Raw genomic sequence first — 25,130 nt, 5'->3', positions numbered from 1 at the left:
GGCTCCTCAGGCAACGGTCACATGGCTGGTTTCTGCGACGTGGCGACGATAGCCCCCCGGGTTCCAGTCGGCTCGCAGTGGCTGCGTTTCACCCGCCCGATTGCTGGCTCGCACCATCAACTGTGTGGCGCCCTTGCTGCTAAAGGTGATCGGCAGCGTCCACTCACGGAAGGAGTAACGGCCAAGATCCTTCCCAAGTTTGGCCTCGCGCCATTTTTTTCCGCCGTCGATCGACACTTCGACCTTGTTGATCCCAACACCGCTGTCGAACGCAATGCCCTTGATTTCCACAGTCTTTTTCAGCGGCAGCACATCGCCGTGTTTGAGACTGGTGATGAAGCTACGTACCGGTAACTTGGAAATCGGCACTGTTTGCGCCGCGGTGGTGCCGGGGGCGATGCAGAAACAATCGTTGTCCGGAACGCGGTAACCCTTGGCCATGAAAAAACCGTCGTAGGTGTGGTCGACGACTTCGATCTCACTCAGGTGCTTGACCCAGTACGTGCCGAAATAGCCCGGCACCACCAGACGTATCGGGTAACCGTTGAGAAATGGCAGGTCGGTACCGTTCATCGACCAGGCGATCATGGGTTCGCCGTCCATGGCATGGCTGATATCCAGTGCCTTGATGAATTCCGGTGTGCTCGTCAGCACAGGCTTATCAAGTCCACGGAATGTCACTTGCCTGGCGTCTGCTTTGACACCGGCCTTTTCCAATACTGCCTTGAGCGGTACGCCCACCCAGCGGGCATTACCCATTGATTACCCAACTGAGCCCCAAACACACGCGGCATCGAGAAGCCACGACTGTTCCCCGAACACTGATTGACGGCCACTACTTCCACCGGTTCCACCAGGGTCTTGAGTTCTGCAAGGGAAAGTGAGAGCGGTGTGTCGACCGAGCCCTTGATCGTCAAACGGTAAGTCTGCGGATCAATGCTGGTAGGGATATTGGCCAGGTGGTAGCGCACGAAAAAAGCGTCATTGGGTGTGATGGGCCCGTCATTGAAGATGGGGAATGGCGTCTCAAGGTGTGGCGGGCGGGTGGTCACCAGGGTCAACAGCCGTTTTTGCGGGTATTGCACCAGCGGCCGTGGGCCGGCGGCAAAGGTCACTTCTTCCGGTGTTTCGTCGGCTGCCTTGGCGAGGTTTGCCAATGGCGAAGCCGCCAAAGCCAGGGCGAAGGCATCGCGTAGAACGCGTCGGCGGCTCGGGTTGCTGTTATTGACAGGACTGAACTTCATGCGGCTCTCTCCTTGTTGTTTTTACTGAGATGCATCTGATGGCACCCTGCATACCCCGTTAGGGAGGAGAGGCATCCGATGTCATGCGCAAGTGGTTTTTCGATTGACTGACCGATTTCGATGGGCCAGTCAGTATCGTCACGCGCAAAGCGGCGGCTTTTCATTGGGCGTCAGTAACTTGGCCGTTGATGACGGAGGGCGCTGGCACGTGCGTTGTTATAGTTATAGTTGGGATTTTTCGCCCACTCGTACCCTTCGCGTTTTGATTTTAGTCTGTGCTTCTTTCGTGGTGCCGAGGCTGGTACCGGCAGCCCCAGGGAGTTGCAGCCAAGCTTGCCCCGCATCGGTGGGGAGCCGCAGGGAGATGTGCCTCACACAAGCAGGACTATAGCGGCGTCAGCACATTCATCACCGTATCCAGTGCCACGCGCGTATCGTCCAGTTGCACCAGCGACGCATGCCGGGCGCCGAGGGCGTCACGGTTCTTGATCGCGGTGAGGATCGCCTTGTGCCGGGGCAGGCTGAGGCGCTGGATATCGGGGCGGCGGTTGGTGATGCTGATGGACTCGCGCAGCGGCAACGACAGCATGTTGCACATATAGGCGAGCAAGTCGTTGCGCGTGGCGTCGGCAATGGCCCGGTGGAAGTCCAGGTCGGCCTGCAGCAGCGCGTCGTGGGTCTGCGCCGTCTCCATGCCCCGGTAGGCATTTTCGATGGTGGTGATGTCTTCGTCGGTCGCGGTGGACGCGGCCATGGCGGCAATTTCCGGTTCGAGAATGCGGCGTACACCCGCCAGGGTGTTGAAAAACTCGCTATGGGGCGTGGACTGCATCAGCCAGGACAGCACGTCGGGGTCGAGCAAGTGCCATTTCACGCGAGGCCGTACCACCGCCCCCACCCGTGGCTTGGAATACACCAGGCCCTTGGCGCTGAGTACGCGGGTCGCCTCACGCAACACCGAGCGGCTGACTTTGTACTCTTCGCAGAGCGTGGCTTCCATGGGCAGTCTTTCTTCCGGCTTGAAGCGTCCGGAAACGATGTGCATGCCCAAATCCTGAACGATTTGGGCGTGCATGCTCTTACGCGGCTTGGGCGACTGCTGATCCATAACGAGGAGGTTGCTCTGGCTAAATACCCTGCATCATACCATTGCAATTAGTGGGAATGACGCGGGACTTCCGCCCCACGGCAACCCACCAGGAAATCGAAGTCGCAACCCTGGTCCGCCTGCAGCACATGATCGATATACAGCTGGCGATAGCCGCCGACGAGCAACGGCTGTGGCGGCTTCAGGTCCGCCATGCGCGCGGCCAGCTCGGCGTCCGGGATATCCAGGTGCAGACGGCCGTTGGCACAGTCGAGCTCGATCCAGTCGCCTTCGCGTACCGTGGCCAAGGGCCCGCCGGCCGCGGCTTCCGGTGCCACGTGCAAGACCACCGTGCCATAGGCCGTGCCGCTCATGCGCGCATCGGAAATACGCACCATGTCGGTCACCCCTTGGGCCAGCAGCTTGGCCGGCAAGCCCATGTTGCCGACTTCCGCCATGCCCGGATAACCCTTGGGCCCGCAGTTCTTCATCACCAGGATCGAGTGGGCATCGACGTCCAGTTCCGGGTCGTTGATCCGCGCCTTGTACATGTCGAAGTTCTCGAACACCACCGCGCGGCCACGATGCTGCATCAGTTCCGGGCTGGCCGCCGAAGGCTTGAGCACGGCACCTAGCGGCGCCAGATTGCCGCGCAGTACGCAGATGCCGCCGTCTGCGCGGATCGGGTTGGCGAGGGTGCGGATCACTTCGTCCCGGCCGTAGATCGGCGCGTCTTTGGTGTTGTCGCCAAGGGACCTGCCGTTGACGGTCAGGGCGTTGGGGTGCGGGATCAGGTTGGCTTCACCGAGGCGGCGCAGCACCGCCGGCAGGCCGCCGGCATAGTAGAACTCCTCCATCAGGAAACGCCCCGACGGTTGCAGGTCGACGATGGTCGGTATGCCGCGACCCATGCGGGTCCAGTCGTCCAGGTCGAGCTCGACGCCGATGCGTCCGGCGATGGCTTTCAAGTGAATCACGGCGTTGGTCGAGCCGCCGATGGCCGCATTCACGCGGATCGCGTTTTCAAAGGCTTCCCTGGTGAGGATTTTCGACAGCTTCAAGTCCTCGCGCACCATCTCCACCGCGCGCATGCCGGACATATGCGCCAGCACATAACGGCGCGCATCCACCGCCGGAATCGCCGCGTTGTGGGGCAGGGAAGTGCCCAGTGCTTCAGCCATGCAGGCCATGGTCGACGCGGTGCCCATGGTGTTGCAGGTGCCCGCCGAGCGCGACATGCCGCCTTCGGCCGCGAGGAAGTCATCCAGGGTAATGGTGCCGGCCTTGACCTGTTCGCTGAGCTGCCAGACCACGGTGCCCGAGCCGATGTCCTGGCCCTTGTGCTTGCCGTTCAGCATCGGCCCGCCGGTGACCACGATGGCGGGGACGTCGCAACTGGCCGCGCCCATCAGCAGCGCCGGAGTGGTCTTGTCACAGCCGGTCAGCAGCACCACGCCGTCGATGGGGTTGCCGCGAATGGCTTCCTCCACATCCATGCTCGCCAGGTTGCGGGTGAGCATGGCGGTGGGGCGCAGGTTCGATTCTCCGTTGGAGAACACCGGGAACTCCACGGGAAAGCCGCCGGCCTCGATCACCCCACGTTTGACGTGCTCGGCAATCTGACGGAAATGCGCGTTGCAAGGGGTCAGTTCCGACCAGGTGTTGCAGATCCCGATGATCGGCTTGCCGTGGAACTGATGGTCGGCAATGCCCTGATTCTTCATCCAACTGCGGTACATGAAGCCGTTTTTATCGGCGGTACCAAACCACTGGGCGGAGCGTAGGGCGGGCTTTTTATCAGACATGACGACTTCTCTTATTGTATGACTATATGTTCTTTATGTAGTTAACAATAGGCGCAAAATCTTCTGTTTGGAAGCATTGTTTAGTAAATAGTACTACTATATAGTCGTTTTCAGATGAGGTGCGACCCTGGCGGATTTCCGCGAGAGGCGTTCCCCGAGCTTCTATAAAAATAACAATCGGAGATCGATCCATGAGCCAGGAACCGCGGCTTATACGTCGTATCACGCTGAAACTGATCCCCTTCCTGATCCTGCTGTACCTGATCGCCTATGTGGATCGCTCGGCCGTGGGTTTCGCCAAGTTGCACATGGGCGCCGACGTTGGCATCGGTGACGCGGCGTATGGCCTGGGGGCCGGTCTGTTCTTTATTGGCTACTTTCTGTTTGAAATTCCGAGCAACCTGATGCTTGACCGCTTCGGCGCACGGCGCTGGTTCGCGCGGATCATGGTGACCTGGGGCGCCATCACCCTCGGCACGGCGTTCGTCCAAGGGCCGTACAGTTTCCATCTGATGCGCTTTTTGCTCGGCGCGGCGGAAGCCGGGTTTTTCCCGGGGGTGCTCTACTACATCACCCAGTGGTTCCCGGTACGCCATCGCGGCAAGATCCTCGGGCTGTTTATCCTGTCCCAACCCATCGCAATGATGATCACCGGGCCTGTCTCAGGCGGCCTGTTGGGGATGGACGGCCTTCTTGGCCTGCACGGCTGGCAGTGGCTGTTCATCGTCATCGGCACACCGGCGCTTCTGCTGACCTGGCCGGTGTTGCGCTATCTGCCGGACGGCCCGAAGCAGGTCAAATGGATGAGCGAGGACGAAAAGACCTGGTTGGCCGGCGAGCTGAACAAGGACTTGCAGGCCTATGGCCAGACCCGCCACGGCAACCCGCTGCACGCCCTGAAAGACCACCGCCTGTTGCTGCTGGCGTTGTTTTACCTGCCGGTGACGCTGAGCATTTACGGCCTGGGCCTGTGGCTGCCGACCTTGATCAAGCAGTTTGGCGGCAGTGACCTGACCACTGGTTTCGTTTCAGCGGTGCCCTATATCTTCGGCATCATCGGGCTGTTGATCATTCCCCGCAGTTCCGATCGCTTGAATGATCGTTACGGTCACCTGGCGGTGCTTTACGTGTTGGGTGCGGCCGGCCTGTTCCTCAGCGCCTGGCTGAATGTGCCGGTGCTGCAACTGGCGGCGCTGTGCCTGGTGGCGTTCGCGCTGTTTTCCTGCACGGCGGTGTTCTGGACGCTACCGGGGCGGTTTTTCGCCGGTGCCAGCGCGGCGGCGGGCATTGCGTTGATCAACTCGGTGGGCAACCTGGGCGGCTATATCGGCCCATTCGTGATCGGTGCGCTCAAGGAGTACACCGGCAACCTGGCCTCCGGGTTGTATTTCCTTTCCGGGGTGATGGTGTTCGGGCTGCTGCTGACCGGCGTGGTCTACCGCGCGCTGGAGCGCAAGCACCTGCTGCCGGCCGACTCGTTCGCTGCCAGCGCCCGCAGCGCCACGCGTACTTAATCGACTATCAGGAGAAGACACATGCGTTTGGTTCAGTTCGAATTGCGTAACGGTGAGCGTCGGGTAGGCGTGGTTGAAGGCAGCACCTTGCGCGAAGTACGAAGCGCGCACAGCGTGCGCGAGCTGGCGCTGGCCGCCATCGAGGCGGGCGTCAATTTGCAGCAGCAGGTGCAAAGCCTCGGCTTGGGTGACAGCCATGACTACGCCGCGCTGTTGGCTGACCTGAAAGTCCTGCCTCCGTTGGATCACCCGGACCCGGCCCATATGTTGGTCAGTGGCACCGGATTGACTCACCTGGGCAGTGCCTCGGCGCGGGACAAGATGCATCAGCAGGCCGGTGATGACAGTGCGATGACCGACACCATGCGCATTTTCAAATGGGGCGTGGAGGGCGGTAAGCCGGCGTCCGGACAGGCGGGCGTACAACCGGAATGGTTCTACAAGGGCGATGGCAGCATCGTGGTGCGTCCCGGCCAGTCGTTCCCGGTGCCGCCGTTTGCCGAAGACGCCGGCGAGGAGCCGGAGATCAGCGGCCTGTATGTTATCGGCCCTGATCGCAAGCCTTATCGCCTGGGGTTTGCGGTGGGCAACGAATTCTCCGATCACGTAATGGAGCGCAAGAATTACCTGTACCTGGCCCACTCCAAGTTGCGCAGTTGCAGCTATGGTCCGGAGCTGCGGGTGGGGGAGTTGCCCCGGCACCTGGCCGGCAGCAGCCGTATCCTGCGCAACGGTGTGGTGATCTGGGAAAACGAATTCCTCAGTGGCGAGGCCAACATGTGCCATAGCCTGGAAAACCTCGAATACCACCATTTCAAGTACAGCCAGTTCCTCACGCCCGGCGATGTGCATATCCACTTCTTCGGCACCGCGACCCTGTCATTCGCCGACGGTATACGTACCCAGCCAGGCGATGTGTTCGAGATCAGCCAGGCCGAATTCGGCGCGCCGTTGATCAATGCTGTCGGCAACGTCGACGCGGTGTTCGAGCCCGGTAACGTCGTCACTCTTTAAGGAAATCACCATGACCCGGTTTTCAGGCCACAACTATATCGGCGGCCAGCGCAGCGCCAACGGCACCATCAAGTTGCACAGTGTCGATGCCAGCAGCGGTGCGGTCTTGCCCCATGATTTCTACCAGGCAACCGCGCAAGAAGTCGATGCCGCCGCCAAGGCTGCCGCGGCGGCTTACCCGGCTTACCGCGCCTTGAGTGCGCAGCGTCGCGCGAAATTCCTGGAGGCGGTGGCCGACGAGCTGGACGCGCTGGGGGATGATTTCGTCGAGCTGGTCTGCCGCGAAACCGCGTTGCCCGCCGCCCGTATCAAAGGCGAGCGCGGTCGTACCAGCGGGCAGATGCGCCTGTTTGCCACGGTGCTGCGTCGCGGTGATTTCTACGCTGCGCGCATCGACAGTGCATTGCCTGATCGCCAACCTTTGCCGCGTCCGGACCTGCGCCAATATCGCATCGGTCTGGGGCCGGTGGCGGTGTTTGGCGCCAGCAACTTCCCCCTGGCGTTTTCCACGGCGGGCGGTGACACCGCTGCGGCACTGGCGGCGGGATGTCCGGTGGTGTTCAAGGCCCATGGCGGTCATATGGCGACGGCCGAGCAGGTCGCCGATGCAATCATTCGTGCGGCACAGGCCACCGGTATGCCGGAGGGTGTGTTCAATATGATCTTCGGTGACTGGGTCGGTGAAGCGCTGGTCAAGCACCCGGCGATCCAGGCGGTGGGCTTCACCGGCTCGCTCAAGGGCGGACGCGCCTTGTGCGACATGGCGGCGGCACGTCCACAACCGATCCCGGTGTTTGCCGAGATGTCGAGTATCAACCCGGTCATCGTTTTGCCCCAGGCGCTGCATGTGCGAGCGGAAACGGTCGCCCGCGACCTGACCGCTTCGGTGGTGCAGGGCTGCGGTCAGTTCTGTACCAACCCCGGCCTGTTGATCGGTATTGCCTCGCCGGCGTTCGCCGCGTTCACCCAGCAGGTCGCACGGCTGATGGCCGATCAACCGGCGCAAACCATGCTCAATGCCGGCACCTTGAGCAGTTATGGCAAGGGCTTGGAAAAACTGCTGGCGCACCCGGGCATCCAACACTTGGCCGGTAGCGCTCAAGCGGGTAATCAGGCGCGGCCACAGCTGTTCAAGGCTGATGTCCAGTTACTGATCGACGGTGATGAGGTGCTGCAGGAAGAAGTCTTCGGCCCGACCACCGTGTTCGTCGAAGTCGCCGACCAGGCGCAACTCAGCGCTGCCCTGGGCGGCCTGCACGGCCAACTCACGGCGACGATCATTGGCGAGGCGGCTGACCTTGAACAGTTCGCCGAGCTGACGCCCTTGCTGGAACAGAAAGTCGGCCGGATCTTGCTCAACGGCTACCCGACCGGTGTCGAGGTCTGCGATTCGATGGTCCACGGCGGTCCATATCCGGCGACGTCCGATGCGCGGGGCACCTCGGTCGGGACCCTGGCCATCGACCGTTTCCTGCGCCCGGTGTGTTTCCAGAATTACCCCGATGACCTGCTGCCCGACGCGTTGAAAAACGCCAACCCGTTGCGCATTCAGCGGCTGGTGGACGGCATGCCATCGCGCGACCCGCTGTAACGCGCGCACCGATTTTCCGGATAAGGTCCGGCTTCACCGCTGTACTACGTACTCTCAAAAAAACAACAAGGAGTCATCGTATGAATAGTCGTCGTGGTATCCGTTCCCTGTGCTGCGCCGCCGTGGCGGTCTCGGCCATGAGCTTGAGCGGGCTGTTGCTGGCCGCTGAAGAAGTGAAGATCGGCTTCCTGGTCAAACAGCCCGAAGAACCCTGGTTCCAGACCGAGTGGGCGTTCGCCGAAAAAGCCGGCAAGGACCTGGGCTTCACGGTGATCAAAATCGCCGTGCCGGATGGCGAGAAAACCCTGTCGGCCATCGACAGCCTGGCCGCCAACGGCGCCAAGGGTTTTGTCATCTGCCCACCGGACGTGTCCCTCGGCCCGGCCATCGTGGCCAAGGCCAAGGCCAACGGTATGAAAGTGATCGCCGTGGATGATCGCTTCGTCGACGCCAAGGGCGGTTTCATGGAGGACGTGCCGTACCTGGGCATGGCCGCGTTCGAAGTGGGACAGAAGCAGGGCGCCGCCATGGCCGCCGAAGCGAAAAAACGCGGCTGGGACTGGAAAGACACCTACGCGGTGATCACCACCTATAACGAACTCGACACCGGTAAGAAGCGCACCGACGGCTCGATGAAATCCCTGGAAGAAGCCGGCATTCCCAAAGACCATGTCCTGACTGCGGCCCTCAAGACCCTGGACGTCCCCGGCAGCATGGACGCCACCAACTCGGCCCTGGTCAAGCTGCCCCGTGGCGCGAAAAACCTGATCATCGGCGGCATGAACGACAACACCGTGCTCGGCGGCGTACGCGCCACTGAAAGTGCCGGGTTTGCCGCGGCCAACGTGATCGGTATCGGCATCAACGGCACCGACGCCATCGGCGAATTGAAGAAAGCCAACAGCGGTTTCTTCGGATCGATGCTGCCTAGCCCGCACATCGAGGGCTATAAAACCGCGCAGATGATGTACGAGTGGGTCACTGCCGGCAAGGAACCGCCGAAATACACCGCGATGGATGAAGTGACGCTGATCACCCGTGACAACTTCAAGCCGGAACTGGAAAAGATCGGCCTGTGGAAATAAGGCGGTTCGCTTTCCTTGGCGGCCCTGGTAGCCGGGCCGTCTGATGGCTGTGATGAGGTGGTTATGCACGCGCAACTGAACGAACGACACACTGTTGGTGCCAGCCTGTGCTTCAGCGGCATCGGCAAGACCTTTCCCGGGGTCAAGGCGCTCGATGACATCAGCTTTACCGCCCATCCGGGTCAGGTACATGCCCTGATGGGCGAGAACGGCGCGGGCAAGTCGACGCTGCTCAAGATCCTCGGCGGCGCCTACATCCCCAACAGCGGCACCCTGCGCATCGGCGAGCGGACCATGGCGTTCAAATGCGCCGCCGACAGCATTGCCAGCGGCGTCGCGGTGATCCACCAGGAATTGCACCTGGTGCCGGAAATGACCGTCGCGGAAAACCTGTTCCTCGGGCATCTGCCTGCGCGTTTCGGTGTGGTCAACCGCCGTCTGCTGCGTCAGCAGGCGCTTGTCTGTCTCAAGGGCCTGGCCGATGAGATCGACCCCCAGGAGAAGCTCGGTCGTCTGTCCCTGGGCCAGCGCCAATTGGTGGAAATCGCCAAGGCACTGTCCCGTGGCGCCCACGTGATTGCGTTCGACGAGCCCACCAGCAGCCTGTCCGCACGGGAAATCGATCGTTTGATGGCGATCATCGGGCGCCTGCGGGACGAGGGCAAAGTGGTGCTGTACGTGTCCCATCGCATGGAAGAGGTGTTCCGCATCTGCGATGCGGTGACGGTGTTCAAGGACGGGCGCTACGTGCGCACGTTCGAGGACATGGGCACGCTGACCCACGATCAACTTGTCACCTGCATGGTCGGTCGCGATATCGAGGACATCTACGACTACCGTCCACGGGAGCACGGCGCGGTGGCCCTCAAGGTCGACGGCCTGCTGGGACCGGGCTTGCGCGAGCCGGTCAGCTTCCAGGTGCACAAAGGCGAGATTCTCGGCCTGTTCGGGCTGGTCGGCGCGGGACGTACCGAGCTGCTGCGTTTGCTCAGCGGGTTGGCGCGCAGTAGCGCCGGGCATCTGGAACTGTATGGGCAAAAGCTGCTGTTGCGTTCACCGCGCAATGCCATTGCCGGTGGCGTGCTGCTGTGCCCTGAAGATCGCAAGAAGGAGGGCATCATTGCGCTGTCGAGCGTGGCTGAAAACATCAATATCAGTGCCCGTGGCGCGCATTCGGGCTTCGGCTGGTTGTTGCGCGACAACTGGGAGAAGAGCAACGCCGACAAGCAGATCAAGGCGCTGAAAGTCAAAACCCCCAACGCTGAGCAGAAGATCATGTACCTGTCCGGTGGCAACCAGCAGAAGGCCATTTTGGGCCGCTGGCTGTCGATGCCGATGAAAGTACTGCTGCTCGATGAGCCGACCCGGGGCATCGATATCGGGGCCAAGGCCGAGATCTACCAGATCATCCATAACCTGGCCGCCAGCGGTATCGCGGTGATCGTGGTGTCCAGCGACCTGATGGAAGTCATGGGCATTTCCGACCGCATCCTGGTGCTGTGCGAAGGCGCGCTGCGTGGCGAGCAACGCCGCGAACACGCCACTGAATCCAACCTGCTGCAACTGGCTTTGCCGCGCCAACGCGCCGACGGCCAGGCGAACTGAGAGGTAACTATGACCAGCCAAGACCAAGCGCTGCCGATGGCGCGCAAACCCCTGGACCTGCGCAGCCTGCTCGACAATTGGGCGATGTTGCTGGCGGCGGTGGGGATCTTCCTGCTCTGCGCCTTGCTTATCGACAACTTCCTCTCGCCGCTGAACATGCGCGGCTTGGGGCTGGCGATTTCCACCACCGGGATTGCCGCCTGCACCATGCTGTATTGCCTGGCGTCCGGGCATTTCGATTTGTCCGTGGGCTCGGTGATTGCCTGCGCCGGCGTGGTGGCGGCCATCGTGATGCGCGACACCGACAGCGTGCTGCTCGGCGTCGGCGCGGCGCTGCTGATGGGCCTGATCGTCGGACTGATCAATGGCATCGTGATCGCCAAGCTACGGGTCAACGCCCTGATCACCACCTTGGCGACCATGCAGATCGTGCGCGGCCTGGCTTATATCTTTGCCGATGGCAAGGCGGTCGGGGTGTCCCAGGATCAGTTCTTTATCTTCGGCAACGGCCAACTGCTGGGCGTACCGGTGCCGATCCTGATCACCCTGGTCTGCTTCCTGTTCTTCGGCTGGTTGCTCAACTACACCACCTATGGCCGCAACACCATGGCTATCGGCGGCAACCCGGAAGCTGCGTTGCTGGCCGGGGTCAATGTCGATCGCACCAAGATCATCATCTTTGCCGTGCATGGTCTGATCGGCGCCCTGGCGGGGGTGGTCCTGGCCTCGCGCATGACTTCCGGCCAGCCGATGATCGGCCAGGGTTTTGAACTGACGGTGATCTCTGCCTGTGTGCTGGGTGGGGTGTCGTTGAGCGGCGGTATCGGCATGATCCGTCACGTGATTGCCGGGGTGCTGATTCTGGCGATCATCGAGAATGCGATGAACCTGAAGAACATCGACACCTTCTACCAATATGTGATCCGTGGTTCGATCCTGCTGATGGCCGTGGTGATCGACCGTATGAAACAACGTTGAGAGCGATGATGCTTAGCGGTTGGTAACGCTCCAATCTCCAATGTAGGAGCTGTCGAGCTTCAGCGAGGCTGCGAAAGCGGCAGTACAGTCAACATGGATTTGGCTGACCCACCACTTTCGCAGCCTCGCTAAAGCTCGACAGCTCCTACAGGTTCAGGTTCAGGTGCAGGTGCGGGTACAGGCTCAGTCGGCGGAGAACTTCAGCACCGTCTTCTGGGTATAAGTCTGACCCGGGTCCAAGCGTGCTGAAGCGAAGTTCGGCTGGTTGGGCGCATCGGGAAAGTGCTGGGTTTCCAGGGTAAACGCACCCCAATGGTTGTAGGTCTTGCCCGCCTTGCCCTTGACCGAACCATCGAGGAAATTGCTGGTGTAGAACTGCACACCGGGCTCGCTGGTGTAGAGCTGCAAACGGCGTCCGGACGCCGGGTCGTGCACGTCGGCGGCCAGTTTGCCGACGTCACCCTGGGTGTCCAGTACCCAGTTGAAGTCGAAGCCACCCTGTTTCGGTTCGGCGAATTTGAGCTGGGCGTGATCGTCCTTGATGTGTTCGCCAATGGCGGTGGGTTTCAGGAAGTCCATGGGCGTGCCCGCGACAGGGGCCAGTTCGCCGGTGGGAATCAAGGTGCTGTTGACCGGCGTGTAGTGGCTGGCGTGCAGGGTGGCGAGCTGTTTGAGCACATCGCCGTTACCTGCACCGGCAAGGTTGAAGTAGCTGTGGTTGGTGAGGTTCAGCACCGTGGGTTTGTCGGTGCTGGCTTTGTAGTCGATGTGCAGCTCGTTCTTGTCGTTGAGACTGTAAGTGACCTCGGTGGTCAGGTTGCCGGGAAAGCCCATTTCACCGTCTTTGGACAGGTAGGTCAGGGTGACACCGACCGAATCCTTGTTCTTGACGGGCTTGGCTTTCCACACGTGTTTGTCGAAGCCTTGGGCGCCGCCATGCAGCGAGTTCGGGCCGTCGTTGAGCGGCACCTGGTAGCGCTTGCCGTCCAATTCGAAGGTGCCGCCCGCCAGGCGATTGCCAAAGCGGCCGATGGTGGCGCCGAAGAACGCCGTGCCGCCCTGATAGCCCTGGACAGTGTCAAAGCCCAACACCACGTCGTCGAACTTGCCGTGCTTGTCCGGCACCTTCAATGACTGCAGCACGCCGCCGTAGGTGATGACCGTGGCTTGCACGCCATGGCTGTTGCGCAACACGTATTGCTCGACGGCGGTGCCGTCGTTGGTTTTGCCGAAGGGGTTATGTTCGCTGGAGAGGCCGTTCGCCTGGGCACAGAGGCTGGTCATCACCAGCGAGAGGCCGATGCCGGAAAGCAGGTGTCTGGATTGCCGCATGACTGAGCTACCTTTTATTGTTTTTGATTAAATAGTTAGACTATTGTCTTTTTAAAGCGGAAAAGACGGTTTATTTATAGACAATACCTCGATATTTGCAATATAAAATAAGACTAAATAAGATCGGAGTGACCGTCACATGAATACCCAACACCCACCTGGCCGCCCAGCGTCATACCCGGATCTGCAAGATAAAACCGTGCTGATTTCCGGTGGCGCTTCGGGCATTGGTGAATCCATGGTCCGTGCCTTTGCGCGCCAGGGTGCCAACGTCGCTTTCGTCGACCGGGCACAAGCTCAGGGCGAACGCCTGGAGGCGCTGTTGCGTGCCGAGGGTCACAGCGTCGAGTTCGGTCATTGCGATATCACCGACGAGATCGCCTACAAAGCCGCCATAGGCCGTTTCGCCCAGACCCTGGGGCCGATCAATGTGCTGGTGAGCAATGCCGCCAATGACGTTCGCCACACCCTGGATGAAGTTGATTCGAACACCTTCGACAGGCTGATCTCCGTCAACCTCAAGCACGCCTTTTTTGCCGCCAAGGCCGTGGTACCGATGATGAAGGAAATCGGGAGCGGTTCGATTATCAACCTGGGCTCCGTGGGCTGGATGATGGCTTCCAGTGGATACCCGGTGTACGCCGCCAGCAAGGCTGCCGCCCATGGCATGACCCGAGCCCTGGCCCGTGAACTGGGGCCCAGTCGTATCCGTGTGAATACCCTCGTGCCGGGCTGGGTGATGACCGAAAAACAACTGACGATGTGGGTGGATGACGCGGCCAGGGAGCTGATCGCCCGCAGCCAGTGCCTGCCGGGCAGTGTCGAGCCTGAGCATATCGCCAATATGGCGTTGTTCTTGGCGTCGGATGTGTCGGCGATGTGTTCCGCGCAGAACTTTATCGTGGATGGGGGATGGGTTTAAGCCAGCCCAACCATCCTGGCCAGTTCGACGGTACGATTGGCATAGCCCCATTCGTTGTCGTACCAGGCATAGACTTTGACTTGAGTACCATTGATGACCATAGCCCCATGCGGACAATGGTACTGTCATGAAGTCAGTGAGTTCTGTTTTACACCGATTGCAGCGCATCGCGGCCAAGACTGATAAAATCCATTAGCTTCCTAAGTAAATGACCATGAGACGCCCATAATGAGTAATGAGCTGAGCGAGGAGGAGATGCGCCTGGCGCTATTTGGCCCCTCCAGCCCAAGCAGCGATCCTTTACCAACGCCTGAACCTGAACCCGTGTTCGTACCCGCTTCTGCGCCAACCCCCAAGCCTCGAGGTGTTGCGAAAGCACTCTCGCCAAAGCTGCGAGTCACGCTGCGTGCGACCAAGCAGTTCGGTGGTGACGTCGAGGTGCTGACCTATGATGCCAATACCCTGAGCACCTTCATCGCTGAGCAGGAGGCCAAGGCCGAGGCCAAAAAGAAGAAGTTCCGGTATTTCGAGTTGGTGTCGATCAAGCCCATCTAGCGGCTGTGATTCGGCTCACCGGATAGCTAGCGTCGGTGGAGTTCGTTGCCCGTGAAAATGATAGGTGTCCTACTGCGCCGAAGGGAAGCTATCGTCGGGGGCGGAACGGTGAATTCAGTGTGCTCGGCATTTACGGTGTACGACCACGTCCAACGGTAACTAGCGTTCGTTCATCAGCCAATGATCGGCGTCTTCCTGGCCGGTCTTCTGACCCTTAAAATATCATTTTTTAGAATTAAGATGTTTATTTTATATTAATATTAATAATATTAGTTTATAGCTAAATAGAATTATATTTTTGATATTGATTCCGTTATGTTTGGCCCCTACAACCTACCCCTAACCTCGGATGGTACCAATCGTGATCGAGATTCTGCGTACCATGCCGCAGAGCGCAGCTCGGACCCACCTCCGAACCTGCGTGGCATGACAGGGTGATCTGCCGCTGATCCCTGGAGCAGAGTCGTTGGAAGGGAGTTCGACGTATGTTGCTCATTCAATCCTGTGATGTGATTTTTTCCTCCCGTCTTGTCCCTGACAGACGCTACGCAATACTGCGGCCCCCTCCTGGTTTTCCTCCCGGCGCATAGCTTGGTCTCCCGAGTGCCACGCCCCATCGCGCAGGTTTTCCAGCGCTTGTAATGGGCGCTCGGCACCCATCGGAAAAACGCGTATGCCGCGCTGTCCTGACGACAGCGTGAATACCCGACTTCGCGATTTGGATGCATCGCCAATGATGGCGACCCGTTGGAGTGGATATGAAACGAGTCATACAACATGCCCGGGAGTCGACTTCAGCCTTGCGGCTCAGTCCGGCAGTCGTGGCCATGGGGAGCATGTTGCTGTCAGGAGGAATCCAGGCCCAGGAGGCCTCGAATCAGGATGATCGGACCTTGTCCACCGTGGTGGTCACCGGTAACCGGGGGGGCGAACAGCGCACGGTGACCAGCAGTCCGGTGCCGATCGATGTGGTCAGCGCCAAGCAATTGCAGAGCACCGGCAAGCCCGGCTTGATGGAAGCCTTGAGTGCGCTGATTCCATCCTTGACCCTGCCGGAAAAAACCGGCTGGGACGCCAGTGGCATGGCTCGCGCGCCCAACCTGCGGGGCTTGAGCGCCGCTGAAGTGTTGGTACTGGTCAACGGCAAGCGCCGCCACACCAGCGCGACCTTGAACATCAACGGTATCAACACCGGTGCGGCGCCGGCGGACCTGGATTTCATCCCCATCAGTGCCATCGATCATGTCGAAGTGCTGCGCGATGGCGCCGCCGCCCAGTACGGCTCCGACGCCATTGCCGGGGTCATCAACGTCATCCTCAAGGCCGACACCAGCGGCACCTCGGTGACCAATGCCGGCATCGGCTATGACGGCAAGAAGCAGACCGTCCAGCAAAGCCTCAACAAGGGCTTCGAGATAGGTGACGGCGGCATCGTGCAGTTGGCCCTGGATGTACGCAGCCAGAACGATGACAACAAGGCCAGCGCCAATGGCTATAGCTACGAGCAGGCCTATGGTCTGGCGGGCAAGTCCACCTATGGTGGGTACGGCACACCCAAGATCAATCTGCAGACCCTGGGTTACAACGCCGAGTTGCCGATTGACGACCGGTTCAGTCTGTATTCCTTCACCACCTATTCGCACCGCAAGGCCGAGCAGGGGCAGAACTTCCGCTTGCCGACCATCACCAACACGATTACCACCGGCCCCAATGGTTATCCGGCGGGGTATGTGCCGACCTGGTACATCGATGAAGACGATTTCCAGGCGGCGTTCGGTGGCAAGGGCAAAGTCGGCCAGTGGGACTGGGACCTGTCCACCACCTATGGGCGCAACGCGGCGGAGCAGGGGACCTGGGACAACCAGAACCCCTCCCTGGGTGAGGCGACACCCAACAGCTTCAAGTCCGGCACCTGGATTTCCACCGAACTGACCACCAACCTGGATTTCAAGCGCGGCTTCGATATCGGCCTGCAAAAGCCACTGGACCTGTCCTACGGCTTTGAGCATCGACGCGACGGCTACGAGGTGAAGGCCGGGGACTGGGCTTCCTATGCCGACGGTGGTTACTGCGTTGCACCTGGCAACTGCGCCTCTTCCGGAGCCCAGGTCACCAACGGCATCTCCCCGGACGAAGCCGGCAGTGCGTCGCGCAACAGCCTCGCCGGCTACGTCGATGTGGGCTTCAACCCGGTTCCGGATTGGTACGTGGGCACGGCGCTGCGCTATGAGCATTACAACGAAGGGGTAGGCGCGACCCGCAGCGGCAAGCTGACCACACGTTATGATTTCACCCCGCAGTTCGCCGTGCGCGCGACCGTGAGCAATGGCTTCCGTGCGCCGTCCCTGGCCAACAGTTTGTTCAGTGCCCGCTCGACCACCTACGGTGTGGTGGATGGTGTCTATCAGTCGATCAATTATGGCGTGCTGCCGGTGGGCTCGGCCGCCGCCAGGGCCTTGGGTGCCGAAAACCTCAAGCCCGAGCGATCCACCAACTTCAGCCTCGGGTTCACCCTGACACCCAGCGATCGCCTGAGCCTGACGGCCGATGCCTATGTGATCAACCTGCGCGACCGCATCACCCTGACCAATACCTTGCTCGGGAGTGAAGTCACCCAGGTGCTGCTCAACAACGGCATCAACTCGACCTCCGGCGGGCAGTACTTCATCAATGGTGCCGACACCCGCACCAAGGGCGTGGACCTGGTCGGCAATTACAGCCAGGACCTGGGTCGGTTCGGTTCCCTGAAGTGGACCGCGGCGTTCAACTGGAACCAGACCCGGATCCTCGACTACAAGGCCTCCACCTCGATCCTCGGCACGCCCTATGAACTGATGGATCGCCAGGCGCGCAACCTGATCACCGACATCCAACCCAAGACCAAACTCATTCTGGGGGGCGACTGGAGCGTCGACCGCTTCAACCTCAACCTGGCTTTGACCCGTTACGGCTCCTACAAGGAGGTCAATGACGCCAACGACCGCTCCCTGGATCGGGTGTATGGCGCCAAATGGATTGCCGATCTGGACCTGGGCTACAACCTCAGCAAAGCGCTGAACATCGCCATCGGGGCCAAGAACCTGTTTGACACCTACCCCAAGAAACAGGGGGTGCCCAGCAGCACCATGGTCAGCAGCTACGGCACTTACTCACCCTTCGGTTTTACCGGCGGCTACTACTACACCCGCCTGACCTACGCCTTTTAAGGCTACCGCCGCCGACGCTGTTCGGTCCCCCTGGAAAAACACCCTGATGTGTTATTGCGTGCGAGGAATAGATCATGCCCATTGTTGCCAAACCCTTTGACCTCATCGATGAGGTGAATGCCTACCCGGTTCGCAGGAGCCGTGCACCGACTGCAATCAAGGCCTTGCGGGTGGTGCCGTCCCGTCATCCCTGGCGCTGGGCCGGATCGGTGTTCGCCGTGCTGGTGCTGTTTGCCATCGGGCATTCCCTGGCCACCAATCCTCGCTGGGAATGGGGGGTGTTTGGCCAATGGTTCTTCTCGGCATCGGTGCTGCGAGGCCTGGCGCAGACGCTGTTGCTGACCCTGTTGAGCACGGTGTTCAGCATCCTCCTCGGCACCGCGCTGGCGCTGGCACGCCTGTCCGGCTCGCCGTTGCTGGCGGCGCTGGCCTGGGGGTATATCTGGTTTTTCCGCTCGATGCCGGCGTTGCTGGTGCTGATCATCCTGTACAACTTCGCCTATCTGTACGACCACATTGTGCTGGGCGTGCCATTTACCGACCTGGTGTTTGCCCAGTGGTCGACGGTCGATGTGCTCAGCCAATTCACCGTAGCGGTACTGGGCTTGAGCCTGATGCAGGGCGCCTATGCGGCGGAGATCATTCGCGGCGGCCTGATCGGTGTGGACGCCGGCCAGCATGAAGCCGCGGCGGCGCTGGGATTGCCGGCGTCGCGGCGGGTTTTCCGGATCATCCTGCCCCAGGCGCTGCGTTCGATCCTGCCTTCGGGTTTCAACGAAATCATCGGCCTGGTCAAGGGCACTTCCATCGTTTACGTGCTGGCCCTGCCGGAGCTGTTCTACACCGTGCAGGTGATCTACAACCGCACCCAGGCGGTGATCCCGTTGTTGATCGTCGCCACGGTCTGGTACCTGATCATCACTACCGTACTCACCAGTGCCCAGTACTACGTCGAGCGGTACTTTGCCCGCGGCACGGCGCGGGTCTTGCCGCCGACGCCATTGCAGCGGGTGCGCCACTGGCTCAAGGAGCAATCCCATGGCTGAGGCCGCCATCCAGGTGCCCGCCGGGCGCATCCAGATCCAGGGCGTAGGCAAGCGCTTCGGCAATCAGCAGGTGCTCAAGGACATCGACCTGAGCATCGAGCCGGGCCAGGTCACGGTGATCCTGGGGCCTTCCGGCTCCGGCAAATCAACGCTGCTGCGCACCATCAACCACTTGGAGAAAATCGACAGCGGCCACATCACCATCGACGGTGAATACGTCGGCTATCGACGCAAGGGCGACCTGCTCTACGAACTCAAGGAGCGGGAGGTTCTCAAGCGTCGGGTCGAGGTCGGCTTCGTGTTCCAGAACTTCAACCTGTTCCCGCATCTCACGGCCTGGGAAAACATCGCCGAAGCACCGCTGGCCCACAAACGCTGGAGCAAGGCCCAGGCCCGGGCCAAGGCCGGGGAACTGCTGGCCCGGGTTGGCCTGGCGGATAAAGCCGATGCTTATCCGCGCCAGCTTTCCGGCGGTCAGCAACAGCGGGTCGCCATCGCCCGGGCCCTGGCCCTGGATCCCAAGGTCCTGCTGTTCGATGAACCGACCTCAGCCCTCGACCCGGAATTGGTGGGTGAGGTGCTGGACGTGATCAAGGGGCTGACCCGGTTGGGCGTCACCCTGGTCATCGTCACCCACGAGATTGGATTTGCCCGGGAAGTGGCGGATCACGTGGTGTTTCTCTGCGATGGCCAATTGATCGAACAAGGGCCGCCGGAACAGATCTTTCGCCAGCCCCGTCATCCACGCACCGTCGCCTTCCTCGGCAAGGTGCTGTGAATTTTCCCGTGTTAAAGGAGTAACTGCCCATGTTGGTAAAGACTGCCCGTGTGACCTTATTGGCGCTTGCCGTCAGCCTCGCCCTGCCGGTATTGGCCGCTGAAAGCGCCAGTGTGCCGACTGTGCAAAAGGTTGATCTGAGTCCCGACCGCCAGCGCATCCATGCCCCGCGCAACGAGGCGGCCATCGCGCAAATCCCCCCGGGCTTCAAGTTCGCCCAGCCCGGCAAGTTTACCGTGGCCGTGTCGGGGGTGGCCGGGCCGCCCCTGGCGCTGCTGGCCAATGACGATAAAACCACGATCGGCAGCGAGGCCGACACCGCACAGTTGGTGGCCGACAGCCTGGGTCTGCAATTGAACGTAGTGCAGACCAGTTGGGAGGATTGGCCCCTGGGCGTCAGCTCGGGTAAATACGACGCGGTGATCAGCAACGTGACCGTGACCGAGGCCCGCAAGAAGCGCTTCGACTTCGCGACCTATCGCCAGGACGTCCTGGGTTTCTACGTCAAGACCACCAGCAAGATCACCTCCCTCAAGGAGGCCCGGGACATCGCCGGGCTGAAGATCATCGTCGGCTCCGGCACCAATCAGGAAAAAGTCCTGCTGGCCTGGAACGAGGCCAACGAAAAGGCCGGTATCGCACCGGCGCTGTTGCAGTACTTCGATGATCAAGCCGCGGCGCAGCTGGCGGTGCAGTCGGGACGCAGCGACGCCCTTTTTGGCCCCAATTCGGTGTTTGCCTATTCGGCGGCGATCACCGGCGGCATCAAGCTGGTGGGCATCGTCAACGGTGGCTGGCCACTGCGGGCCGATATCGCCGTGACCACCCGCAAGGACAATGGACTGGTCCAGCCGATCCACACCGCCCTGGAAGGCGCGATTGCCGGCGGTCAATACGAACAGGTGCTCCAGCGTTGGGGCCTGGATGTGGAGCGCATCGACAAGTCACTGATCAACCCACCCGGCTTGCCGGATTGAAGCCTTCAGGGGGAGTAATGAATATGGGACTGACTCGACGTGAAGCGCTTTCCAGCATCGCTGCCGTGGGGGGCGAGAAAGCGCTCAAGGATGCGCTTGCCGTATTGGGATTGGGGCCTTCGTCGCACCGGCGGCCGCAACCCTTGAAGCTGCAAAAGGACCTGGGGCAGGGCACCCGTGTGCTGGTGCTCGGCGCCGGGATTGCCGGGCTGGTGACTGCCCTGGAACTGACCCGGGCCGGGTTCAAGGTGCAAGTGCTGGAAGCCCGTGACCGTGTGGGGGGCCGTACCTGGAGCCTGCGCAACGGTGATCGGGTCGACTACAAGGATGGGCGCACGCAGACCGTGGCCTTTGACCCGGGCCTGTATTTCAACGCAGGCCCGGCGCGGATCCCCAGTCAACATCGGACCTTGCTCGATTACTGCAGTGAACTGGGCGTGCCGCTGGAAGTATTGGTCAACAGCAGCCATGGCGCTCAGGTGCGCCCGGACCTGCAACAGCCGGCGTTCACCGTCGGCCAGGCGGTCAACGATGCCCGTGGGCATCTGTCGGGGTTATTGGCCACAGCGGTGCGCCGTGATGCCCTGGACGATGTGTTGAGCGCCGAGGAACGTAGCCGCCTGCTGGCGTTCCTGCAGGTCTATGGTGACTTGTCACAGGCGCTGGCTTTCGAAGGCAGCATTCGCTCCGGCCACCTCGAATCGCCCCGGCATCCCGGGGCATTGCCCGCTCGCCCGACCCCGGTGGCCCTGGAGCGACTGCTGCATCCGGAGCTCTGGGGCGCGTTGCTGCACACTGAGTTTCCCGAGTTCTCGGCCACCATGTTCCAGCCGGTGGGCGGGATGGATCGCATCACCGATGCCTTCTATCAGCGCCTGACCGAACAGGTGCAACTGGGTGCCCAGGTGCGCCGTATTCGTCAGCTCGAGGACGGTGTGGCGGTGACCTATCACGATCAGCACAGTGGCCGCGAACAGGTGGTGCGTGCCGACTATCTGGTGTCGACCTTGCCGCTGCCGCTGCTGGCCAGACTGGACACCGACTTCAGCGATCCGGTGAAGGCGGCGCTGCTCAGCACCCGCAGTGATCAGGCAACCAAGGTGGCCTGGCAATCCCCGCGCTTCTGGGAAACCGATTACCGCACCTACGGCGGGTTGTCCTGGATCGAACACCCGGCGCGGGTGCTGTGGTACCCCAGCAACGACCTGAATACCCGCGAGGGACTGTTGGTGGCCGGCTATGTCACAGGTCCTGGTGCCGATGCCTTCGGCGAGCAGCCCCTTGAGGCGCAATACGCGACCTCCCGGGAGGCGGTCGAGCTGCTGCACCCGGGGTACTCCCGGCAACTGCGTCACCCTCTGGCGGTGTCCTGGGAGCAGATCCCCTACAGCGAAGGCCCATGGCTGCAACGCGAACACTTTCCCGCCGAGGCCAGTGCCCTGCTGGAAGAACCCCATGGCCGGGTGTATTTCGCCGGCGACGGCCTGGTGCAAAGCGGTGTTGGCATCTGGCAGGAGTCGGCCGCCAATTCGGCGCGCCATGTGGTCGGGCAGTTGGCCGAGCGAATCATCCAGCAGCGACAGGCAGCGGCCCTGGCCGCGTCATAAGCATTCATTGAAGGAGAAACAAGATGAGCAGCAGCATTCAACGTACCAGCGTCGGCGATTTCCCTATCTCGCAAACCGTGACCGTGCCGGCCTCCGCCGGCCTGGTGTTCGTCAGTGGCACCTTGCCGGACCTCGCTGACCCGCAAGCCTCGGCGGGTACTCCGGCGGCCTATGGCAATACCGAGGTGCAGACCGTTTCAGTGTTCAACAAGCTGCGCAAGATCCTCCAGCAACAAGATCTGGACCTGGGGGATATCGTGCAGTTGCGAGTGTTCCTGGTAGGCGCCGAGGAGGCGGGCGGCAAGCTCGATTTTGCCGGACTGCAAGCCGGGTATACGCAGTTTTTCGGCACCCGCGAGCAGCCCAACAAACCGGCACGTACGGCCTTGCAAGTGGTGGCCTTGCCATTGCCCGGCGCCCTGGTGGAAGTCGAGGCGATAGCGGCCAGGACGGCCTGATTGCTCGTCCTGTCATTCAGTGGAAAGCGCTGATCACCAGGGTGTGATCAGCGCTCAGAGATCGTAGCGCACCGACAACAACAGGGTTCGCGGGTCGTTGATCGAGTAGTAGCGAGCACCGCTGGAGGGCACATAACCGACCGCTTGCGGGTAGGCCCGGTCGAGCAGGTTCTTCACTGACAGCGTGGTGGTCCAGTGACCGTCGCCGCTGACATAGCTGGTGTGGGCGTTCCAGAAGGTTTGTGTCGGGATTTCCTGGATATCATCGTTCAGCGCATTGGCGTAGGACTTGGTCTGGAATTGCGCGTCGGTGCCGGCCTGCAAGGTGCCGGGCAGCCCGATCGGGATGGTGTAGTTGAGGCCGACGCTGGCGTTCCAGCGTGGCGAGTACACCAACTGCTTGCCGTCGGCATTGACGCCGGCGCCGCTGGCATTTGCGAAGTCGTCGTACTTGCTTTGCAGGTAGCCGAGGTTGGCGGTCAGTTGCAGGTCGCTGCTCAGTGCGGTCAGGGTTTCCAGCTCGACGCCGTAGGTGTGGGCCCGACCGACGTTGGTCCGCAGGCTCACGCCCAGCGCCGGGTCGTAGGCGTTGGTCTGCAGGTCCTTGTAGTCGTTGTAGAACAGGGCGACGTTGGCCCGCAGGCGTTGGTCGAAGAAGTCACCCTTGAAGCCGGTTTCCCAGGTGGTGACGTCTTCCGGGGAGAAGGCCTGTTCGGCGGCGGCCAGGGTCGGTGCGCGGTTGTCATAGCCACCGGCCTTGAAACCTTTGGCGACGTAGGCGTACTGGTTCAGATGCGCGGTCCAGGCGTATTCGAAGCCGAGTTTCGGGCTGGTGGATTGCCAGGACTGGCTCACATTGGCGGTGAAGTTGGTGCCGGTGATCTGCCGGTTGGTATTGATGGCGTAGTTGGTGTAGTCGAAGTTCTTGTGCTCATGGGTAGAGCGTAGCCCGGCGATCAGCGACAGCCGGGGCGTGATCTTGTAACTGCCCTGGCCGTACAAGGCGTAGCTTTCGGTGTCTGTGGTGCTGTATTGGCCCTGGCCGATCACCTGGTTGCGCGCAATCGAGTAGGTCAGGCTGTCACGGTCGGCTTCGAATTTTTCACGGTACAGGTACAGGCCGGTGCTGAAGCTGAAATCGTCGTAGTCGCCGTTGAGCTGGAATTCCTGGGTGCCATAGTTCTGGTTATAGGTGATCAGGTTCTGCTGAATCAGCGCGGCCTGTCCCGAGTTGTCATAGTCCACGGGTTGGTTGAACGCGGAGTAGGCGGTCACCGACTTGAAGTTCAAGTGGTCATCGATCGTATAGATGGCGCGCAGTACCGAACTGCCCTGATCGAGACGGTTCTTCGGATCGAGGCTGCTGTAGCTGGTGAATTTGTCGAAGTGGCCGTTGGCATCAAAGGGGGTGTAGCTGGTGGTGTCGCCACGGTCGAAGGTGCCGGCCAGGGTCAGTTGCACGTCCCACGGCGAATCGATGGGATTGAAGCGCAGCTTGCCGCGGTAGGACTGGATATCGATGTTGTTCACGTCCTTGCCGCGGGTCGGGTCGGAAACGGTGCCGTCCCGGCTCAGGCGAATCGCCGAAAAACTCCCGAACAAGGCGTTGTCCACCAACGGGCCGCTGATCAGCAGGCGGGTGTTCTGCGCGTCGTAGTTGCCGGCGCCGAGTTCGAAGAAACCCCGGGTTTCCTGGGTCGGGTCGCGGGTGATCACCCGGATCGCTCCCGCGCTGCTGTTACGTCCATAGAGCGTGCCCTGGGGGCCGCGCAAGACTTCGACGCGTTCGACGTCGTTGAAGTCGAGCATCGAGGAAATCGCCCGTGGGATATACAGGTCATCGGCGTAGACCGCGACGGCGGACTCCTGGATCGGATCGGTCTCGCCGATGCCGCGAATGCCGTAGGTCTGCGCACTGTAGGAAATCGACTGACGGCTCAGGCTCAGGTTCGGTACTTGCCCGGAAAGGTCGCGGATGCTTTTGATCTGCTTGTCCTCAAGGGCTTTTTCGTCGAATGCGGAGATCGCCAGCGGGGTCTTTTGCAAGTCCTCGGCGTGGTGTTCGGCCGTGACCGTGACAACGGGGAGGGCTCCCTCCTTGGTGTCTTCGTCGGCGTGGGCCGACAATCCGAACAGAGCCAACGATATGGCCAGCGTCAGACGGTTTGAAGTGAAGATGTCGTGCATGGTGAACCCCTGGTGTGTAGAAGTGACGTTGGTGTCGTTATGTTTTTTGGGCAAAGCGTTGCCGGGGCCATGATCCGAAAGCCATGGCAGCGGCGGTTTGAGTCGGTTTCAGGTTTGGGTGCGGCGGTTGACCGTGGAG

At 61.1% G+C, this 25,130-nt stretch carries 18 protein-coding genes and 2 pseudogenes; 14 read left to right on the top strand and 6 right to left on the bottom strand.

All coding sequences use genetic code 11. From position 1 onward, the window contains the following. Nucleotides 1-6: 6 nt before the first annotated feature. From sorA to HX830_RS13320, 3 genes and pseudogenes are all read right to left on the bottom strand, one after another. Nucleotides 7-1,244, bottom strand: a pseudogene (gene sorA / locus HX830_RS32490) (SorA family sulfite dehydrogenase catalytic subunit). Nucleotides 1,245-1,629: 385 nt separating this feature from the next. Continuing rightward, nucleotides 1,630-2,352, bottom strand: a complete 723-nt coding sequence (locus tag HX830_RS13325) for a FadR/GntR family transcriptional regulator (protein ID WP_103499737.1) — start codon at nucleotides 2,350-2,352, stop codon at nucleotides 1,630-1,632. 47 nt (nucleotides 2,353-2,399) lie between these two features. After that, nucleotides 2,400-4,136 carry an IlvD/Edd family dehydratase gene (locus tag HX830_RS13320; RefSeq protein ID WP_177100651.1) on the bottom strand — a complete coding sequence of 579 codons (1,737 nt, stop codon included), beginning with the start codon at nucleotides 4,134-4,136 and terminating at the stop codon, nucleotides 2,400-2,402. Nucleotides 4,137-4,327: 191 nt separating this feature from the next. On the opposite strand from HX830_RS13320, the gene HX830_RS13315 reads away from it, so the two are divergent. The 6 genes from HX830_RS13315 to araH all read left to right on the top strand — a co-directional run bounded on the left by HX830_RS13315 (nucleotide 4,328) and on the right by araH (nucleotide 11,923). Continuing rightward, on the top strand, nucleotides 4,328-5,650 hold the full coding sequence (locus HX830_RS13315) for an MFS transporter (RefSeq protein ID WP_152740330.1): 1,323 nt from the start codon (nucleotides 4,328-4,330) through the stop codon (nucleotides 5,648-5,650). 21 nt (nucleotides 5,651-5,671) lie between these two features. Beyond that, nucleotides 5,672-6,664: an AraD1 family protein gene (araD1, locus tag HX830_RS13310; protein ID WP_177100649.1), complete on the top strand. Its 993-nt coding sequence runs from the start codon at nucleotides 5,672-5,674 to the stop codon at nucleotides 6,662-6,664. A gap of 10 nt (nucleotides 6,665-6,674) precedes the next feature. After that, on the top strand, nucleotides 6,675-8,255 hold the full coding sequence (locus tag HX830_RS13305; protein WP_177100647.1) for an aldehyde dehydrogenase (NADP(+)): 1,581 nt from the start codon (nucleotides 6,675-6,677) through the stop codon (nucleotides 8,253-8,255). 80 nt (nucleotides 8,256-8,335) lie between these two features. Further along, complete coding sequence (locus HX830_RS13300) at nucleotides 8,336-9,340, top strand: substrate-binding domain-containing protein (protein WP_103499732.1); 1,005 nt, start codon at nucleotides 8,336-8,338, stop codon at nucleotides 9,338-9,340. Between the two features lie 63 nt (nucleotides 9,341-9,403). Then, nucleotides 9,404-10,945, top strand: coding sequence for an L-arabinose ABC transporter ATP-binding protein AraG (gene araG, locus HX830_RS13295; RefSeq protein WP_177100645.1), 1,542 nt, complete (start codon nucleotides 9,404-9,406; stop codon nucleotides 10,943-10,945). Between the two features lie 9 nt (nucleotides 10,946-10,954). Further along, nucleotides 10,955-11,923 (top strand): L-arabinose ABC transporter permease AraH, encoded by a 969-nt coding sequence (araH, locus tag HX830_RS13290; RefSeq protein WP_152740335.1) that lies wholly within the window; start codon nucleotides 10,955-10,957, stop codon nucleotides 11,921-11,923. A 183-nt stretch (nucleotides 11,924-12,106) separates the two neighbouring features. Here the strand turns inward: araH and HX830_RS13285 are convergent, their stop codons facing one another. Next, nucleotides 12,107-13,255: an aldose epimerase family protein gene (locus HX830_RS13285; protein WP_177100644.1), complete on the bottom strand. Its 1,149-nt coding sequence runs from the start codon at nucleotides 13,253-13,255 to the stop codon at nucleotides 12,107-12,109. 139 nt (nucleotides 13,256-13,394) lie between these two features. Between HX830_RS13285 and HX830_RS13280 the strand changes: the two genes are divergently transcribed. Further along, complete coding sequence (locus HX830_RS13280; RefSeq protein ID WP_177100642.1) at nucleotides 13,395-14,177, top strand: SDR family NAD(P)-dependent oxidoreductase; 783 nt, start codon at nucleotides 13,395-13,397, stop codon at nucleotides 14,175-14,177. Here the strand turns inward: HX830_RS13280 and HX830_RS13275 are convergent. Beyond that, nucleotides 14,174-14,278: pseudogene (locus HX830_RS13275) on the bottom strand (type I glyceraldehyde-3-phosphate dehydrogenase); the annotation flags it as partial. The gene HX830_RS13280 and the pseudogene HX830_RS13275 overlap by 4 nt on opposite strands. A gap of 127 nt (nucleotides 14,279-14,405) precedes the next feature. Between HX830_RS13275 and HX830_RS13270 the strand changes: the two are divergent. From HX830_RS13270 to HX830_RS13240, 7 genes are all read left to right on the top strand, one after another. Beyond that, nucleotides 14,406-14,732, top strand: coding sequence for a hypothetical protein (locus HX830_RS13270; RefSeq protein WP_177100641.1), 327 nt, complete (start codon nucleotides 14,406-14,408; stop codon nucleotides 14,730-14,732). A gap of 827 nt (nucleotides 14,733-15,559) precedes the next feature. Further along, on the top strand, nucleotides 15,560-17,938 hold the full coding sequence (locus tag HX830_RS13265) for a TonB-dependent receptor plug domain-containing protein (RefSeq protein ID WP_371317495.1): 2,379 nt from the start codon (nucleotides 15,560-15,562) through the stop codon (nucleotides 17,936-17,938). Between the two features lie 74 nt (nucleotides 17,939-18,012). Then, nucleotides 18,013-18,984, top strand: coding sequence for an amino acid ABC transporter permease (locus tag HX830_RS13260; RefSeq protein WP_177100636.1), 972 nt, complete (start codon nucleotides 18,013-18,015; stop codon nucleotides 18,982-18,984). Further along, nucleotides 18,977-19,762, top strand: coding sequence for an amino acid ABC transporter ATP-binding protein (locus HX830_RS13255; protein ID WP_103494884.1), 786 nt, complete (start codon nucleotides 18,977-18,979; stop codon nucleotides 19,760-19,762). Before HX830_RS13260 ends, HX830_RS13255 begins: the two co-directional genes overlap by 8 nt. A gap of 29 nt (nucleotides 19,763-19,791) precedes the next feature. Then, nucleotides 19,792-20,739: an ABC transporter substrate-binding protein gene (locus HX830_RS13250; RefSeq protein WP_103494883.1), complete on the top strand. Its 948-nt coding sequence runs from the start codon at nucleotides 19,792-19,794 to the stop codon at nucleotides 20,737-20,739. Nucleotides 20,740-20,762: 23 nt separating this feature from the next. Next, nucleotides 20,763-22,346: a flavin monoamine oxidase family protein gene (locus HX830_RS13245; RefSeq protein ID WP_177100634.1), complete on the top strand. Its 1,584-nt coding sequence runs from the start codon at nucleotides 20,763-20,765 to the stop codon at nucleotides 22,344-22,346. A 23-nt stretch (nucleotides 22,347-22,369) separates the two neighbouring features. Further along, nucleotides 22,370-22,804, top strand: coding sequence for a RidA family protein (locus tag HX830_RS13240; RefSeq protein WP_177100632.1), 435 nt, complete (start codon nucleotides 22,370-22,372; stop codon nucleotides 22,802-22,804). 54 nt (nucleotides 22,805-22,858) lie between these two features. Here HX830_RS13240 and HX830_RS13235 read toward each other — a convergent pair whose 3' ends face one another. Next, nucleotides 22,859-24,991 carry a TonB-dependent receptor gene (locus HX830_RS13235; protein ID WP_177100630.1) on the bottom strand — a complete coding sequence of 711 codons (2,133 nt, stop codon included), beginning with the start codon at nucleotides 24,989-24,991 and terminating at the stop codon, nucleotides 22,859-22,861. Nucleotides 24,992-25,130 lie beyond the last annotated feature (139 nt).

Source organism: Pseudomonas gingeri (assembly GCF_013385425.1).
Lineage (GTDB): Bacteria > Pseudomonadota > Gammaproteobacteria > Pseudomonadales > Pseudomonadaceae > Aquipseudomonas > Aquipseudomonas gingeri_D.
This window is presented reverse-complemented; position numbering and strand designations above follow the sequence as displayed.

Excerpts from the sequence above, each read along its gene's own strand:
- HX830_RS13325 (WP_103499737.1), bottom strand. The coding sequence starts at position 2,352 with ATGGATCAGCAGTCGCCCAAGCCGCGTAAGAGCATGCACGCCCAAATC.
- HX830_RS13320 (WP_177100651.1), bottom strand. The coding sequence starts at position 4,136 with ATGTCTGATAAAAAGCCCGCCCTACGCTCCGCCCAGTGGTTTGGTACC.
- HX830_RS13315 (WP_152740330.1), top strand. The coding sequence starts at position 4,328 with ATGAGCCAGGAACCGCGGCTTATACGTCGTATCACGCTGAAACTGATC.
- araD1 (WP_177100649.1), top strand. The coding sequence starts at position 5,672 with ATGCGTTTGGTTCAGTTCGAATTGCGTAACGGTGAGCGTCGGGTAGGC.
- HX830_RS13305 (WP_177100647.1), top strand. The coding sequence starts at position 6,675 with ATGACCCGGTTTTCAGGCCACAACTATATCGGCGGCCAGCGCAGCGCC.
- HX830_RS13300 (WP_103499732.1), top strand. The coding sequence starts at position 8,336 with ATGAATAGTCGTCGTGGTATCCGTTCCCTGTGCTGCGCCGCCGTGGCG.
- araG (WP_177100645.1), top strand. The coding sequence starts at position 9,404 with ATGCACGCGCAACTGAACGAACGACACACTGTTGGTGCCAGCCTGTGC.
- araH (WP_152740335.1), top strand. The coding sequence starts at position 10,955 with ATGACCAGCCAAGACCAAGCGCTGCCGATGGCGCGCAAACCCCTGGAC.
- HX830_RS13285 (WP_177100644.1), bottom strand. The coding sequence starts at position 13,255 with ATGCGGCAATCCAGACACCTGCTTTCCGGCATCGGCCTCTCGCTGGTG.
- HX830_RS13280 (WP_177100642.1), top strand. The coding sequence starts at position 13,395 with ATGAATACCCAACACCCACCTGGCCGCCCAGCGTCATACCCGGATCTG.
- HX830_RS13270 (WP_177100641.1), top strand. The coding sequence starts at position 14,406 with ATGAGTAATGAGCTGAGCGAGGAGGAGATGCGCCTGGCGCTATTTGGC.
- HX830_RS13265 (WP_371317495.1), top strand. The coding sequence starts at position 15,560 with ATGGGGAGCATGTTGCTGTCAGGAGGAATCCAGGCCCAGGAGGCCTCG.
- HX830_RS13260 (WP_177100636.1), top strand. The coding sequence starts at position 18,013 with ATGCCCATTGTTGCCAAACCCTTTGACCTCATCGATGAGGTGAATGCC.
- HX830_RS13255 (WP_103494884.1), top strand. The coding sequence starts at position 18,977 with ATGGCTGAGGCCGCCATCCAGGTGCCCGCCGGGCGCATCCAGATCCAG.
- HX830_RS13250 (WP_103494883.1), top strand. The coding sequence starts at position 19,792 with ATGTTGGTAAAGACTGCCCGTGTGACCTTATTGGCGCTTGCCGTCAGC.
- HX830_RS13245 (WP_177100634.1), top strand. The coding sequence starts at position 20,763 with ATGGGACTGACTCGACGTGAAGCGCTTTCCAGCATCGCTGCCGTGGGG.
- HX830_RS13240 (WP_177100632.1), top strand. The coding sequence starts at position 22,370 with ATGAGCAGCAGCATTCAACGTACCAGCGTCGGCGATTTCCCTATCTCG.
- HX830_RS13235 (WP_177100630.1), bottom strand. The coding sequence starts at position 24,991 with ATGCACGACATCTTCACTTCAAACCGTCTGACGCTGGCCATATCGTTG.